This window comes from Massilia sp. FBCC-B171 (assembly GCF_059134155.1).
In genome coordinates this window covers 741,207-756,736 of sequence record NZ_CP101443.1, presented here as the reverse complement: position 1 = coordinate 756,736, position 15,530 = coordinate 741,207, and the positions used below count along the sequence as shown (strand labels likewise).

Genomic DNA, 15,530 nt, shown 5'->3' with positions numbered 1-15,530 from the left:
TGCCGAGGCCCTCCTCTATTTTTATTCCCTGTGGCCAACGTCACTTATACTGTTGCCATTCCACCTTGATAAGGAGCCGTCCTGCATGCATCATGAACTCAGCCTGATCACCACCATCGCCGCCGCCCTCGGCTTCGGCCTCATCTTCGGCATGCTTGCCGTACGCCTGAAGCTGCCGGCACTGGTCGGCTACCTGGCCGCCGGCATCGTCATCGGCCCCGCCACGCCAGGCTTCGTTGCCGACGTCGGACTGGCCTCGCAACTGGCCGAGATTGGTGTGATGCTGCTGATGTTCGGGGTCGGTTTGCACTTCTCGCTGCGCGACCTGCTCGACGTGCGCAAGATTGCCCTGCCCGGCGCGGTGCTGCAGATTGCCGTGGCCACCGCGATGGGCATCGGGATGGCCTGGCTGTGGGGCTGGAGCCTGGGCGCGGGGCTGGTGTTCGGTCTTGCCCTGTCGGTGGCCAGCACCGTGGTGCTGCTGCGCGCGCTGGAAAGCCGCGGCATCCTCGACTCGATGAACGGCCGGATTGCGGTCGGCTGGCTGGTCGTGGAAGACCTGGTGACGGTGCTGGTGCTGCTGCCGGCGGTTGCCGGCTCGCTGGGCGGCAAGAGCGAAGGTGGCGACACCTCGCTGCTGTATGCGCTGGGTAAAACGCTGCTGCAGGTGGGCGCCTTCGTCGCCTTCATGCTGATCGTCGGGCGCAAGCTGTTTCCCTGGTTCCTGTGGAAGGTCGCCAAGACCGCCTCGCGCGAACTGTTTACGCTGGCGGTAATTGCCGCGGCGGTCGGCATCGCCTACGGCTCGTCCGAATTGTTCGGCGTCTCCTTCGCACTGGGCGCCTTCTTTGCCGGCATGGTGCTGCGCGAGTCGGACCTGTCGCACCGCGCGGCCGAAGAGTCGCTGCCGCTGCGCGACGCATTCTCGGTGCTGTTCTTTGTCTCGGTCGGCATGCTGTTCGATCCCATGGTGCTGGTCGAGAGCCCCTGGAAGGTGCTGGCGGTGGTGGCTGTCATCATCTTCGGCAAGTCGATCGCCGCCATGGCGCTGGTGCTGGCCTTGCGCTATCCGCTCAACACGGCCATCACGGTCTCGGCCAGCCTGGCGCAGATCGGCGAGTTTTCCTTCATCCTCGCCGCGCTCGGCATTTCGCTGGAACTGATGCCGAAGGAAGGGCAGAGCCTGATCCTGGCCGGCGCCATCATCTCGATCGCGGTGAACCCGCTGCTGTTCACGGCGATCGAGCCGCTGCAGCGCTGGCTGCGCGCCAATTCGAAAGCGGTGCGCACGATGGAATCCTCGCCCGACCCGCTGGCCGAACTGCCGATGTCGGTGCCGCACGAGCGCCTTACCGGACAGGTCGTGCTGGTCGGTTACGGCCGCGTGGGACGGCGCATCGCCGACGAACTGACGGCGCAGGGAATCCACTTCGTCGTCGCCGAACAGAACCGCGAACTGGTCGAGATGCTGCGGCGCCAGGACCAGCCGGCGGTGGTGGGCAATGCGGCCGAACCTGCGGTGCTGATCCAGGCCCACATCGCCCGCGCGGCGGTGCTAGTGATCGCCACGCCCGACACTTTCCACGTGCGCACGATGGTCGAGACGGCGAAGATACTCAACCCGTCAATCCGCTGCGTGGTGCGCACGCATAACGATGAAGAAGCGGCATTGCTGCGCAAGGACACGGGCGGCAAGGTCTTCGTCGGCGAGCAGGAGCTGGCGGGGAGCATGATGCGCTATGTGATGGAGACGCTGGAGAAGAAGGAGCACGGGCACGGCGGCGCCGTTTAAGAGCTCATCATAAAAATATGCCCGCTGGCGCATCACGCGCAGCGGGCATTTTTTATTGGGCTGACGCTCAGGCGGCGACCATCTCGCCGGTTTCGGAGCACAGCTTCAGGTTGGCGTGCTTCGGTGCGAACTGCAGCAGGTCCTTGCGCTCTTCCAGCAGCGCGAACACGGCGTCTTTCGAGAGCACGTACTGCTCGAGCAGGGTGTCCTTGAGCGACTCGATCAGCGCGCGGTAGTCGCGCATCGCGCCCAGCGTGTAGCTGTAGAGTTCATCGGCCTTCTCTTCCATCTGGCGCAGCGTGTGTTCGCCGCTGGCGTCGTTCTTGAGCTGGCTGTAGTCGATCTTCGAGCGCGAGTACATCGACAGGCGGTTGACCATCAGGTTGAGCATCTTCGTGACTTTTTCGATGTCGTTCTGGGCGCCGACCGAAATGCCGCGGGCGCCGTAAAACAGCTCTTCGGCCGCCATGCCGCCGTACAGGCCGACCACGTCGCGCTCGAGTTCTTCCAGGGTGCGCAGCGACATGTCGTCACCCGACTGCAGCACATAACCGAGGGCGCCGATCTTCGAGACCGCTTCGGTGCTGATTTTCAGCAGGTGCGACTTTTCCTTCACTTCGGCCAGGGTCAAACCGGCGCGCAGGTGCGGGTCGATCTGCATGAAGAAGTGGCCCAGTTCGTGCAGGGCGATGCGCTCGCGCTGCTTGTGCTTCTCGGCCGTCGTGGCGCGGTCGGTCAGGCCGATCGTGGCGCGCTCGTAGGCACGGAACAGCAGGTCGGTATTGATGATCGTCTTTTCCCGGATCGACAGCATCGAGGCGCGTTCGACCACGGTTTCCAGCAGCGCCGGGCTCAGGTTCTGGGTGATGTCCGCCACCTGGTCCAGGTCGAGGTCGTTGTAGTCGACCAGGCCTTCCTTTTTACGCGACAGGAAGCTTTTCAAGAGTTCGCGCCGCTCGGCCTTGTTCGGCAGGCGGAAGTTGATCTTGACCGAGAAGCGGCGCAGCATCGCTTCGTCCATGTCGGTCGAGCTGTCGTCGAAGTTCGAGGCGACGACCCAGATCACGCCCTGGCCCTTGTCGCTTTTCACGCCGTCGAGCAAACCGAGCAGGGTGTTGGCGGTATCGTCTTCCCACTTCTTTTCGCTGCGCCCGCGCGGCATGAACAGGCTTTGCGCTTCATCGAGGAAGATGATGCATTTGCCTTTGGCGCAGGCCTTGCGGTACAGGGCGTTCAGCGCTTTCGAGCCGCCGCCGACATAGCCCGACTCCAGCGCCGAACCCGAGGCCGAAATCAGCGGCAGGTCGAGGCGCTTGGCCAGGTAACCCACCAGTTTGGTCTTGCCGGTACCGGCAGGTCCGGTCAGCATCACGTTGAAGGGCTTGTCGATGTTGTGCGACGCGTATTCGGCGCGGTTGCGGATCATGTCTTCCAGGTGCAGCACTTCCTGCTTGATGTCGTCCATGCCGATCAGGTCGTCCATGCTGCCCTTGAGCTTGTCCGGCATGATCATGGTCGCGCTCGCACCCATGCCCGGGATGCCGAACTTCAGGCAGTACACGATCAACAGCAACAGGATGATTTCGAAGGCGTGGCGCTTGAGGAAGTCGCCCGCCGTGGCGCCCATCGAGGCGCCGTCGTCGAGCACGGCTTCATGCGAGGCCAGGAATTCGTCCTTGGCGATCGAATACGGAATCGCATTCTTGAGCAGCACTTCGCGCTCGAGCGACAGGTGCGAGGTGCTCGGCACCTTGACCACGTGCAGTTCGGGCGCGTTCTTGAACTTGAAGACATAGCGCGGCGACTCCGACAGCGGCTTGGCCACCATCAAATAGTCGAGCTTGTCCTTCTGCCCTGCCAGGCGGGTGATTTCGGAAATGTCTTGCGAGTGCACGACCGGGCTCGGGTCTTGCGGGGCATCGGCCGTATAGATCGCGATGCCGGTGACGGCGCCCAGCAGGACGGCGGCGGCAATGCGCACATAGACGTTCTTGAAGGCAATCTGAAGTCGGGCAAAGTTGGGCATTATCGAGACTCTACAAATAGTATGGGTGCGCGTATGCGACAGTGCAAACAGCGGGTGCCGTTCCGGTTACTCCGACTGGAAAGGCGGCGGCTCTTGGGGGCCGTGATATGTCGAACATAACTGTTCGACATCGTTTTGATGCCGTAAGGCAATAGGGATAGAGAGACTATACCCGTAAAGAAAACGCAGATGTATACGCCAGGCTTAAAATTTCTTGATCGGTCGCATAGCTGGAAAACCTGACAACGCTATTCGTTGCCGGGTTGGCAAAAAACGACCATGCAAGCTTGGCATTTATGAAAAACCGTTAATACTGTTTCATTAAAGTGCCGTGAAATGCTTGGCGTTTTTCTATTGCCAAATTGTCTCGCTGTCGCATTTCTTTCACAGCGCGCCGCTGCTTGCGCTCTGTTGACTAGCACTTGCCGAGTAGCCGTTTTCTACCCGAATCGAACGGCCTTGCGCGACAGCGCTTTGCTATGCTTGACCGTAAGCGTCGGCCTGCGACGCCCTCCTCCGCTTCCCGTACCGGTACGATTGGAAGGAAGAATCGTGAACAGATTCGCACTCGCAGCAGCGCTCGCCATCGGGCTGAGCGGCATTGCACAGGCAAAGGTCATCGACCTGTTACCGGAGGCGCGCGTCGGCACAGCCTTGCCCGCGCCCGAGGTCTTTGCCTTGCCGTCGGGGATCTCTGAATTGCCCGAGCCCGAGGTCTTCGCCATGATGGTGGTGGGCCTGGTCCTGCTCGGCTACCGGGCGCGGCGCGACAGCCGCGAGAAGTTCAAGTAAGCCGCCGCAGCGGCAGGTACCCCCAGTCTGCTCAGGCGCCTGGCGGCACCGAGGCGGGCTCGCTGCAGAGCGCGTACAGCTTGCACAAGGTATTCCAGTTGCGCGAGGTCGTGGTATCGCCCAGCTGTTTGCCGAGCGCGCTGGCCGCGGCGCTGGCAAGCACCCCTTCCGGACACCAGACATAGGCGGCGCGCTGGCCCAGGGCCAGGGCCTCGCTGCCCCAGGCCTGCTCGCACAGCGGCGCCAAGGCGCTGCGCAGGGTGGCGTCGCCCAAGATGAACACCAGCAGGCGCGCATGGTCGCTGGCCTGCGGCAGCAAGGTGTTCTCGGCCAGCACGGCGGCCAGCTCCTCGCTGGCGAGCACCATGACGCGCGCCGCGACACCCAGTTTCAGCACCATCTGCTCTTCGATGCCGGCCGCGGCCGCGCCGGGTTCGATCCCATCGGCCGTGAACACCAGGTTGCCGCTGTTGAGGACGCTTTTGACGTCGCGGTACCCAAGCTCATCGATGATCTGGCGCAAATCGGCCATGGCCACGCGCTTGGCGCGGCCCACGTTGATCCCGCGGATCAGGGCAATGTAGCGTTGACTTGTCATGTGGCCATGTTACCGCCTCGGCAAGCCGGGCGGCAATTGCTTGCTTACTTGACCAGGCCTTCGGCGCGCAGCGCCTGCTGCACGGCCGGGCGGGCGGCGATGCGCGCACGGTAGTCGCCCAGCACCGGCCAGTCAGCCAGGCTCAGCTTCACCAAATCGGCCCAGCCGAGCACCGTAAACAGATAGGCATCGGCCACGCTGAAGCGCGTTTCCAGATAGTCGCCCTTGCCCAACTGCGTCGCCACGTACTCCAGGCGCAGCGCCAGCATCTTGCGCGCATGGGCTTTCATGTCCTCGCTTGCCGCCGGGTTGAACAGCAGGCTGAAGTTCTTGTGCAGTTCCGACGAGATGTAGCTGAGCCAGGAAATGACTGTATAGCGCGCCGCATCGCCCACCGGGGGCAACAGTCCCGCTTGCGGGGCCAGGTCGGCCAGGTACTGGACGATGGCCGCGCCTTCGGTCAGCAGGGTGCCGTCGTCGAGCGTCAGGGCCGGTACATAGCCTTTCGGATTGATGGCGCGGAAATCGGCGCCGCCGGCTGTGCGCTTTTCGCGCAGGTCGACCCGTTCGGCGCTGAACTCGAGACCTGTTTCGAGCAGGACGATGTGGGGAGAGAGCGAGCAGGCGCCGGGGCTGAAATACAGTTTCATGGATGTCCTTGAGCTGATAAAGAAACGCGCCGGACATGCGTACGAGACATGTCGGCCGAGCGGGCGAGAATACAATTATCGGCGCGGGCGTGCTTGAGACGGACGCAGGCGGTCCGGGGCAGACTTGCCGGGGAGGCAGGATCAGGAAGAGGCAGTAGAAACGGGAGCAGAAACGACAACGCATCCGGCAGGCCAGTGCCAGCGGGACGCGCAAAAGAAAGAGGCAGCGGGCACAGCGTCGCTCAGGACGCCGGGCCGCTGCCTGGCAATACCGAGGGCACGGCAGTCGAAACTGCCATGCCGCCGGTATTAGTGCGCATAGTTGCCGGACGACGAAGGCGTTGCCTCAGTGTTCTGCGTTTGCTGCTGTTGCTGCTGTTGCGCCGCTGCCGCTTGTGCTGCCTTCTCTTCTGGCTTTGGACGGCCCTGGGCATCGGACAGGCGGTACTTGGTGCGGCGGTCGCCCATCAGGTCGCGCAGGTCGCGGATGCTCATGCCGGTTACCTCGTGCATACGGATCAGGAGCGAGGCGCCGACCGGCAGGCGGTGATGGCGGATCTTGCTGATGACGGGAGGGGCCACCTCGAGCATGCGCGACAGGGCCGCGTCATTCTTCAGCTGCATCTTGCCCAGCAAGATGTCGAGCAGGTGGTTGGGGTTGTAGCTTTCCTGTGATGACAAAGCATGGTGTGCCATGATGTTTTACCTCGTAAAGTGAATGAAATGGTTCCGTTACGAACTTTTGATAACGACTGCGCCTTCGTCAACATCAGTTCCCGGTCACTGTTCTGAGCCATGAGACAGGACAGAGTCTGCAGTACAAGTCTGAGTCCTAGCTTAAAAACAATACCGTCGTTCATGCGTCCTGCTTAACACTCCCCAACCCACTTGTCTTTCCAACAAATTATCAGACTCCTACGAAACCTTCGTGTTCGTCCTGAGCACATGACTCATTGTTGGAAATCAAGCTATCGTGTGGAAAGCTTGTCACATAAGCATTTCAACACATGGAGACAATTTGTGGCGCACGCAAGAGATTTTTTTTAGTAATTTGTGTAAAAGAATTTGGAGCGAAGGCCTTGATTTACAACAGGAAACTTATTGAGCAAAGCCTGACTCTGCCTTACTCGCAGCGATTTAATTCCTAGGCGCAATTTAACAATCTGATTAGAATGGCAATCGTTTCGACCGAAGCAACATTCAATGCTTTCTGGTATTGAATATCACTCCCGTGAATACCGTTTTTTGGTCAGCATCATCGAATTACGGTAAACTCCCTTGTCGCCTTGCCACAGCCCCGCCCTCTTTCCTTCCTCAAGCCCTCATGCAGAAAAAAGTATTTATCAAGACCTTTGGTTGCCAGATGAACGAGTACGACTCGGACAAAATGGCGGACGTCCTCGGCGCCTCCGATGGACTCGTGCGTACCGATACGCCGGACGATGCCGATGTCATCCTCTTTAATACTTGTTCTGTACGAGAAAAGGCGCAGGAAAAAGTATTTTCCGACCTGGGCCGCCTGCGCGCCTTGAAACGCGAGCGACCCGACCTCATCATTGGTGTAGGCGGATGCGTCGCCTCGCAGGAAGGCGCAGCGATCGTCAAGCGCGCGCCGCATGTGGACATGGTGTTCGGACCGCAAACCCTGCACCGCTTGCCGCAGATGATCCAGGCGCGCCGCAGCACTGGCAACGCCCAGGTCGACATCAGCTTCCCGGAAATCGAAAAGTTCGATCATTTGCCGCCAGCCAAGGTCGACGGCCCGGTGGCCTATGTGTCGATCATGGAAGGCTGCAGCAAATATTGCAGTTATTGCGTCGTGCCCTATACCCGCGGCGAAGAAGTATCGCGCCGCTTCGAGGACGTGCTGACCGAAGTTGCCGGCCTCGCCGCCCAGGGCGTGAAGGAAATCATGCTGCTGGGCCAGAACGTGAATGCTTACCGCGGTCCGATGGAAGGTGGAGAGATTGCCGACTTTGCGCTGTTGCTCGAATACATTGCCGACATGTCCGGCATCGAGCGCCTGCGCTTCGTTACCAGCCACCCGAAGGAATTCACCCAGCGCCTGATCGACGCCTACGCCAAGATCCCGAAGCTGGTGAACCACTTGTATCTGCCCGTGCAGCACGGTTCCGACAAGATCCTCGGCGCCATGAAGCGCGGCTATACGGGGCTGGAATACAAATCGATCATTCGCCGCATCCGTGCGGTACGGCCCGACATCACGATTTCGTCCGACTTCATCGTCGGCTTCCCCGGCGAAACCGACGCCGACTTCGAGGCCATGATGAAACTGGTCAAGGACGTCGGCTTCGACAACAGTTTCAGTTTTATCTTCAGCAAGCGCCCCGGCACGCCGGCCGCGAACCTGGAAGACGATACCCCGCACGAGGTCAAGCTGGCGCGCCTGCAGCGCCTGCAAGCCCAGATCGATGCCAACACGCGCGCACTCAGCGCGGCGATGGTCGGCACGGTCCAGCGCGTGCTCGTCGAGGGACCGTCGAAGAAAGAGCCGACCCAGTTGCAAGGCCGCACCGAGAACAACCGGGCGGTCATTTTCGCTCCCGGCGCTTCCGGTGACGCGCTGATCGGCCAACTGGTCGACGTGCGCATCACCGAGAGCCTGGATTATTCACTGCGCGGCGAACTCGTCGCCAATCTCGATACGATTGCCTTAGCCAGTTGAAAACACAACCATCCCAGCCGTCCTATTTCATTCCCGAGCCGCTCGATAACACGCGGCTTGCCCACCTGTGCGGTCCGCTCGACGAAAACCTGCGCCAGATCGGCGCGGCGCTGGACGTTACCATTTTCCGCCGCGGCGAAAAATTCATCGTCAATGGCGCCAACGCCGAGCGCGCGGTCGAGCTGCTCGAGCGTTTCTATGCCGTGGCCAACAAGATCGTGCCGATCGAGGAAGTGCAGCTGGCCCTGGTCGAACAGCGCGCCGGCCTGAAGCCGAGCATCGAGGGCGCCGAGCCCAAGGCGGAAGCTGCACCAAGTGCGGCGGCGGAGGGCGGGGACGACGCCGAGCTCGTCAGCCCGACGCTGAAAACCCGCCGCAGCGACCTGCGCGGCCGTACGCCGCACCAGATCCAGTACCTGAAGGCCGTGCTCGAGCACGACATCAGTTTCGGCATCGGCCCGGCCGGTACCGGCAAGACTTATCTCGCCGTGGCCTGCGCGGTCGACGCGCTGGAACGCGATGCCGTGAAACGCATCATCCTGACCCGTCCTGCCGTCGAAGCGGGCGAGCGCCTCGGCTTCTTGCCGGGCGACATGAGCCAGAAGGTCGATCCCTACCTTCGCCCGCTGTACGACGCGCTGTACGACTTGCTCGGATTTGACCGCACGCAAAAACTCTTCGAGAAGCAGGTGATCGAGATCGCCCCGCTGGCCTACATGCGCGGCCGTACGCTGAACCACGCCTTCGTCATCCTCGACGAGGCGCAGAACACGACCGCCGAGCAGATGAAGATGTTCCTGACGCGTATCGGTTTCGGCAGCAAGGCCGTGGTGACGGGCGACGTCACCCAGGTTGACCTGCACAAGACCCAGCGCAGCGGTTTGATCGACGCCATGCATGTGCTGAAAGACGTGCGCGGCATCGCCTTCACGCAATTCTCGAGCGCCGACGTGGTACGCCACCCGCTGGTGGGCCGCATCGTCGACGCCTACGAAAAATCGAATGCCGTCCTGGAAATGGGCGCCTTGCCAAAACCAACCCCTGTACGCAATGCAAGAAAAAAACCATCCGCTTGACCTGGACGTCCAGTACCCGGACGCCCGCCTCGAATCGACCCTGACCCCGGAAATGGTGGAGCGCTGGGTGCGCGCCACCCTGCTCGGGCCGGCCGAACTGACGGTGCGCTTCGTCGACAGTGCCGAAGGGCAAACGCTGAACCGCGACTACCGCGGCAAGGACTATGCGACCAATGTGCTGACCTTCGCCTATAACGAAGGCGAAGAGCTGGGCGAGGACGAGCCGACCCAGGCCGACATCATCCTGTGCACGGACGTGCTGCAGCGCGAAGCGACTGAACAGAAGAAGACGGTCGAGGAACACGCGGCGCACCTGGTGGTGCACGGCGTCCTGCATGCGCAAGGGTATGACCACGAGCATGACGAGGAAGCGGAAGAGATGGAACAGTTCGAGCGCGACATCATGGAAGTACTCGGCTACCCGGATCCGTACGCGGAATAGGGTTTCGAGTAACCGGAAAACCGGCGCATGTGGTGGATCACACCACCTGCGCCGGTTTTTTTACGCCCCCTTCAGCTGCTCGCCGATCGGCAGCTTGCGAATCCGCTTGCCGGTCGCCGCGAACACGGCATTGGCCAGCGCCGGCGCAATGCCCGAGGTGCCCGGCTCGCCGATGCCGCCCGGTTCATCCTTGCTGGTGACGATGTGCACTTCCACTGTCGGCGCCTCGTTGATGCGCATCATGCGGTAATCGCCGAAATTGGTCTGCTGGACCCGGCCCTTGTCGATCGTGATCTCGTTCCACAAGGCCGCCGTCGCGCCGAAGACGATGCCGCCTTCCAGCTGCGCGACGATGGTGTCCGGATTGATCGCCTGGCCGCAGTCGACCGCGCACACGACCCGGTGCACGCGCACGTCGCCGTCCGGGCCCACCGAGACTTCCGCCACCTGCGCCATGTAGCTGCCGAAGGCGAACTGGGTCGACACGCCGCGCCCGACCTTGCGCCCGGCAATCGGCGCCAGCGGCTTGCCCCAGCCCGCTTTCTGCGCCGCCAGGTTCAGCACGGCGAGCGTGCGCGGCGATTTATCGAGCAGGGCGCGGCGGAAGGCCAACGGGTCCTGCTTCGATGCCTGGGCCAGTTCGTCGATGAAACTTTCGACCACGAAGACATTGTGGGTCGGCCCGACGCCGCGCCAGAAGGCGGTCGGCACGCCGGCCGGTTCATGGCGCACGTATTCCACCCGCATATCGGGAATCGTGTACTGCAGTTCGGCCGCGCCCTCGACCGCATCCGGGTCGACGCCATTTTTCACGGCCGGCGGTGCGAAGCGCGACATGATCGACGAGCCCGTCACGCGATGGAACCAGGCTGCCAGGCGGCCCTTGTCGTCCAGGCGAGCGGACAGGCGGTCGACGTAATACGGGCGGAACATGTCGTGCTGAATATCTTCTTCGCGGGTCCAGATGAATTTCACCGGTCCCTTGGTCAGTTTCGCAAACGCCACGGCCTGGATCACGTAATCGACTTCCAGCCGGCGCCCGAAACCGCCGCCTAGATAATAGTTGTGGACCTTGACCTTCTCGACCGGGATGCCGGCCACCTTGGCCGCAGCGCCCTGCGCCAGCGCCGGCACTTGGGTACCGACCCAGAGGTCGCAGCCGTCCGCGCGCAGGTCGACCGTGCAATTCATCGGTTCCATGGTTGCGTGGGCCAGGAAAGGCATTTCGTAGACGGCTTCGATCTTGCGCCCGCCCTCCTGGCCCAATGCCTTGATGGCGTCGCCCGCGTTCTTGGCGACTGCGCCCGTGCCTTCCGACACTTTCATCATGTCGGCCACGATGCCGGCCAACGAAACTTTACCGTTGGCGCCGTCGTCCCAGCGCGGAGCGGCCGCCGCCAGGCCCTGCTTGGCTGCCCAGAAATGGTCGGCCACGACCGCCACGGCGCCCTCCAGGCGCAGCACCTGGCGCACGCCCTTCACCGCCATCGCCTTCGCTTCATCCACGCCGACCAGCTTGCCGCCCGTCACGGGCGAAGCCGCCACGGCGGCGATCCCCATGTTCGGCAAGCGCGCGTCGATGCCGAACAGGGCTTCGCCGTTGGTCTTGACGACCGAATCCATGCGCTTCATCGATTTGCCGATCAGCACAAATTGCTCCGGCGCCTTCAGCTTGACGTTCTTCGGCAATTCCATCTTCGAGGCCGCGTCGACCAGCTCGCCGAAGTGGGCCGAACGGCCTGAGGCCTGGTGGCGCACGGAACCGGCCACCACTTGCAGCTCGTTGGTATCGACATTCCAGTTCTTGGCGGCAGCCGCCACCAGCACGCTGCGCACCATGGCGCCCGCTTCGCGCAGCGGCTTCCAGGCGCCGCGCACGGAAGTGGAGCCGCCGGTGACCTGGCCGCCGAGCATGGGGTCGGCATACAGCTCGTTGTTGGCCGGCGCCTGCTCGAGTTTCACTTTCGACAAGTCGGCCCCGAGCTCCTCGGCCAGCAGCATCGGCATCGAGGTAAACGTGCCCTGCCCCATCTCGACCTTGTGGATGATCAGGGTGACGATGCCGGCGCGGTCGATGCGAATGAAGGCGTCGCGTGCGAGGCCCGCCGGGGTGTCGGAATGCTCGGTACTGGCCTGGCCGACTGCTTTTTCGGCGGGCACGTCCTTGCGGTCGCTATCCTTATTGCAGCCAAACAGCGAGAAACCGAACAGCAGGCCGCCGCCGGCAGTGGCGCCGATTTGCATGAAGCGGCGGCGCGAATTCGGCACTTGGTGTGTTTTATTATCCTGGCTCATGTGCATCCCTTATTTGGCAGCGGCGATCTTGATCGCCTGGCGAATGCGCCCGTAGGTGCCGCAGCGGCAGATATTGCCGGACATCGCATTGTCGATGTCGGCGTCGCTCGGTTTCGGTGTCGCCTGCAACAGGGCCGTGGCCGACATGATCTGGCCGGACTGGCAATAACCGCACTGCACCACGTCGATCTGGCGCCAGGCGTCCTGCACCTTGGCGCCGACCGGGTCCTGGCCGATCGCCTCGATCGTGACGATCTTCTTGCCCGCCGCCGCCGAGACAGGGGTCACGCACGAGCGGATCGGCTGGCCGTCGAGGTGGACGGTGCAGGCGCCGCACAGGGCCTGGCCGCAGCCGAACTTGGTGCCGGTAAGACCCGCCACATCGCGCAGCACCCATAACAGGGGCATGTCGTCGGGCACGTCGAGGGTGGTGGTGGTGCCGTTGATGGTGAGGGCGGGCATGCTGTTTCCTTTGCTATTTGGCCAATTGAAACATGATAAAGCAAGCCCGTGCGGCGTGCTGAGGAGCCCCCCGTCCGGGCTCGCGCGCTCTGGTGGGGCCGCTTTTGGTGTATGCTACGTCCATCGTAACAACGGCTTCACGCCAACTATGCCCGAGTATCCCACTGACGTCCGACCGGACGCCAAACCGCACAGGTCGCTCTTCGAACGACTGACCGCATTCATCTCCCCCGAGCCAGAAAACCGCACCGAGCTGCTCGAAGTGCTGCACGAAGCACACGAGCGCAACCTGATCGACGCCGACGCCCTGTCGATGATCGAAGGTGTGTTCCAGGTCTCCGACTTGTCGGCGCGCGACATCATGGTGCCCCGTTCCCAGATGGACGTGGTCGACATCACCGATCCGATCGAAGAGTGGCTGCCGATCGTGCTGGAAACCCAGCACTCGCGCTTCCCTGCCATCGAAGGCGAGCGCGACAAGGTAGTCGGCATCCTGCTGGCCAAGGATTTGCTGCGGTATTACTCCGAGAAAACGTTCGACGTGCGCGCCATGCTGCGCCCGGCGATCTTCATTCCGGAATCGAAACGCCTGAACGTGCTGCTGCGCGATTTCCGTGCGAACCACAACCACATGGCCATCGTCGTCGACGAGTACAGCGGCGTGGCCGGCCTGATCACGATCGAAGACGTGCTGGAACAGATCGTCGGCGACATCGAAGACGAATACGATTTCGACGAGGAAGAAGACAACGTCCTGTCGGTCAAGGAAGGCCAGCTCGGCCCGCGCTGGCGCGTGAAAGCGCTGACGGAAATCGACCAGTTCAACGAAGAAATCGGCGTCGACCTGCCGGAAGACGAAGCCGACACCATCGGCGGTTTTGTCGCCGGTCACCTGGGCCGCATGCCGCACAAGGGCGAAGAATTCACCCTGCGTAATTTGCGCTTCGAAGTGCTGCGCGCCGACGCGCGCCAGATCCACGTTTTGCTGGTCGAAAAGCTGCCGCCTTCGCAGCACGCCCGCGACGCCGACGACTGATGCTGCGCCGCCGTCCCGCCAGCGCGCCCGTGCCCGCCGTGCGGGGCACGCGTCCTTCCCTGCGTGAACTTGTCATCGCCGCCCTCGCCGGCGGCGCCTCCCTCTTTTCCTTCGAGCCCTTCGGCTGGTGGCCGCTGCAGTTCCTGCTGCTGGGCTGGCTGTTCTACCAGGTCGGGCTCGGCAGCTCCGTGAAACGCGCCACCCTGCTCGGCTGGGCCTTCGGCTTCGGCTGGTCGGTCGGCGCCATGCACTGGTTATATATCCTGATGACCCGTTTCGCCCACCTGCCGGCGATCCTGGGGGCGATCGGCATCGTCCTGCTCGGCCTCTACATGGGCCTGTTCGGGGCGTTTGCCACGGGGGTTGCGACCTGGCTCAGGCGGCGCTGGACGCTGCCCCTGATTCCTTTCGTGCTGCTGGTGCTGCCCGTCACCTGGGGCGTGTCCGAATGGATGCGTGGCTGGGTGTTTACCGGTTTCCCCTGGTCGGTGTCCGGCTATGCGCACGACACTGCGCCCCTGGCGGGCTACGCGCCGCTGATCGGCGTCTACGGCATTGGCGTGCTGGTGGCTTTCTGCGGCGGCTGCCTGACGATGCTGACCCAGCGCGCGCGCCCCTGGGCCATCGGCCTGCTGGGCGCCGTGCTAATGTCGGGCTATGGACTGCGCCACATCGAGTGGACCCATGAAACCGGGCAGCCGATCAGCGTACGCCTGTTGCAGGGAAATATCCCGCAAGACCGCAAGTTCGACTACGCCTTCCTGTCGAGCATTTTGCAGAAATACGAGGCGATGATCACCACGGCACCCGCCGACCTGATCGCCACCCCGGAAACGGCGATCCCGAGCTTCCCGCAAGAGTTGCCGCCGGGTTACCTCGCCAATTTGCAGCGTTTCGCCAGCACCAGCGGCAGCACGCTCGCGGTCGGTATTCCCCTGCTCGACGGCCCGCGCCAGTACGCCAACAGCGTGATCGCGCTGACCCCGCAGCCGGCGCCCTACCGCTATGACAAGGCGCACCTGGTGCCCTTCGGCGAATTCATTCCGCCGGGCTTCCGCTGGTTCACCGACATGCTCAACATTCCGCTGAACGACGCCACGCGCGGCAAGCTCATGCAGGCCCCCTTCCCGGTCAAGGACCAGCTGGTGCTGCCGAACATTTGTTATGAGGACGTGTTCGGCGAAGAGATCGCCTACCAGCTGCGCAATGCGCCGCGCCCGGCGACGCTGCTCTTGAACATGTCGAATCTGTCCTGGTACGGCCAGTCCTACGCGATTCCGCAACACCTGCAGATTTCGCGCATGCGCACGCTGGAAACCGGACGCCCGATGCTGCGCTCGACGAATGACGGCGCCACCGCCATCATCGACGGCCGCGGCCGGATCGTGCAGCAACTGCCCTTTTATACCGAGGGCGTGCTGACGGCGACCGTGCGCGGCACCACCGGCATGACACCGTTTATCCGCTTTGGTAACTATGCCTTCCTGCTGCTGGGCGCGCTCGCATTGCTGGGCGCCTGGTTTTCTGGGCGAAATTACCGCAAGAAAAAGGGCAATGAGAGGCCAATGTCGCCTGGTTGAGCCCATCTCGGCCCCAGAGGCCGGGCAGAATCCGCTAGAATTGGCCATTTGGCAAACTCACCGTGTCCGCGCCTCATTGCGCGCGGCGCCCACTA

The 15,530-nt window shown here is 62.7% G+C and carries 13 protein-coding genes; 7 read left to right on the top strand and 6 right to left on the bottom strand.

Annotation, left to right across the window (positions count from 1 at the left end):
• Positions 1-85: 85 nt before the first annotated feature.
• Positions 86-1,792, top strand: a complete 1,707-nt coding sequence (locus tag NMB41_RS03550) for a cation:proton antiporter domain-containing protein (protein WP_494381107.1) — start codon at positions 86-88, stop codon at positions 1,790-1,792.
• Positions 1,793-1,859: 67 nt separating this feature from the next.
• Here the strand turns inward: NMB41_RS03550 and NMB41_RS03545 are convergent, their stop codons facing one another.
• Positions 1,860-3,818, bottom strand: coding sequence for an AAA family ATPase (locus tag NMB41_RS03545; protein WP_494381106.1), 1,959 nt, complete (start codon positions 3,816-3,818; stop codon positions 1,860-1,862).
• A 552-nt stretch (positions 3,819-4,370) separates the two neighbouring features.
• Between NMB41_RS03545 and NMB41_RS03540 the strand changes: the two genes are divergently transcribed.
• The gene (locus NMB41_RS03540) at positions 4,371-4,610 is read left to right on the top strand and encodes a hypothetical protein (protein WP_494381105.1); all 240 of its coding nucleotides are present in this window, start codon (positions 4,371-4,373) and stop codon (positions 4,608-4,610) included.
• Between the two features lie 31 nt (positions 4,611-4,641).
• On the opposite strand, the gene NMB41_RS03535 is transcribed toward NMB41_RS03540, so the two are convergent.
• The 3 genes from NMB41_RS03535 to NMB41_RS03525 form a co-directional block, all read right to left on the bottom strand.
• Positions 4,642-5,208 (bottom strand): DUF1697 domain-containing protein, encoded by a 567-nt coding sequence (locus NMB41_RS03535; protein WP_494381104.1) that lies wholly within the window; start codon positions 5,206-5,208, stop codon positions 4,642-4,644.
• 44 nt (positions 5,209-5,252) lie between these two features.
• Positions 5,253-5,858: a glutathione transferase GstA gene (gene gstA / locus NMB41_RS03530; RefSeq protein WP_494381103.1), complete on the bottom strand. Its 606-nt coding sequence runs from the start codon at positions 5,856-5,858 to the stop codon at positions 5,253-5,255.
• Positions 5,859-6,167: 309 nt separating this feature from the next.
• Positions 6,168-6,554: a hypothetical protein gene (locus tag NMB41_RS03525; RefSeq protein ID WP_494381102.1), complete on the bottom strand. Its 387-nt coding sequence runs from the start codon at positions 6,552-6,554 to the stop codon at positions 6,168-6,170.
• A gap of 628 nt (positions 6,555-7,182) precedes the next feature.
• Here NMB41_RS03525 and miaB point away from each other — a divergent pair.
• The 3 genes from miaB to ybeY are packed head-to-tail and all read left to right on the top strand — an operon-like array spanning position 7,183 to position 10,062.
• On the top strand, positions 7,183-8,544 hold the full coding sequence (miaB, locus tag NMB41_RS03520) for a tRNA (N6-isopentenyl adenosine(37)-C2)-methylthiotransferase MiaB (protein WP_494381101.1): 1,362 nt from the start codon (positions 7,183-7,185) through the stop codon (positions 8,542-8,544).
• Positions 8,541-9,620, top strand: a complete 1,080-nt coding sequence (locus NMB41_RS03515; protein WP_494381100.1) for a PhoH family protein — start codon at positions 8,541-8,543, stop codon at positions 9,618-9,620. Before miaB ends, NMB41_RS03515 begins: the two co-directional genes overlap by 4 nt.
• Positions 9,595-10,062 (top strand): rRNA maturation RNase YbeY, encoded by a 468-nt coding sequence (gene ybeY / locus NMB41_RS03510; RefSeq protein ID WP_494381099.1) that lies wholly within the window; start codon positions 9,595-9,597, stop codon positions 10,060-10,062. Before NMB41_RS03515 ends, ybeY begins: the two co-directional genes overlap by 26 nt.
• A 60-nt stretch (positions 10,063-10,122) precedes the next feature.
• Here ybeY and NMB41_RS03505 read toward each other — a convergent pair whose 3' ends face one another.
• Both NMB41_RS03505 and NMB41_RS03500 read right to left on the bottom strand, forming a co-directional pair.
• Positions 10,123-12,357 carry a xanthine dehydrogenase family protein molybdopterin-binding subunit gene (locus NMB41_RS03505; RefSeq protein WP_494381098.1) on the bottom strand — a complete coding sequence of 745 codons (2,235 nt, stop codon included), beginning with the start codon at positions 12,355-12,357 and terminating at the stop codon, positions 10,123-10,125.
• A 9-nt stretch (positions 12,358-12,366) separates the two neighbouring features.
• Entirely contained in the window at positions 12,367-12,819 is a 453-nt protein-coding gene (locus NMB41_RS03500; protein WP_193688382.1) for a (2Fe-2S)-binding protein, read from the bottom strand.
• A 148-nt stretch (positions 12,820-12,967) separates the two neighbouring features.
• Between NMB41_RS03500 and NMB41_RS03495 the strand changes: the two genes are divergently transcribed.
• Positions 12,968-13,855: a CorC family transporter gene (locus tag NMB41_RS03495; RefSeq protein WP_494381097.1), complete on the top strand. Its 888-nt coding sequence runs from the start codon at positions 12,968-12,970 to the stop codon at positions 13,853-13,855.
• Complete coding sequence (gene lnt / locus NMB41_RS03490) at positions 13,855-15,435, top strand: apolipoprotein N-acyltransferase (RefSeq protein ID WP_494381096.1); 1,581 nt, start codon at positions 13,855-13,857, stop codon at positions 15,433-15,435. Before NMB41_RS03495 ends, lnt begins: the two co-directional genes overlap by 1 nt.
• Positions 15,436-15,530 lie beyond the last annotated feature (95 nt).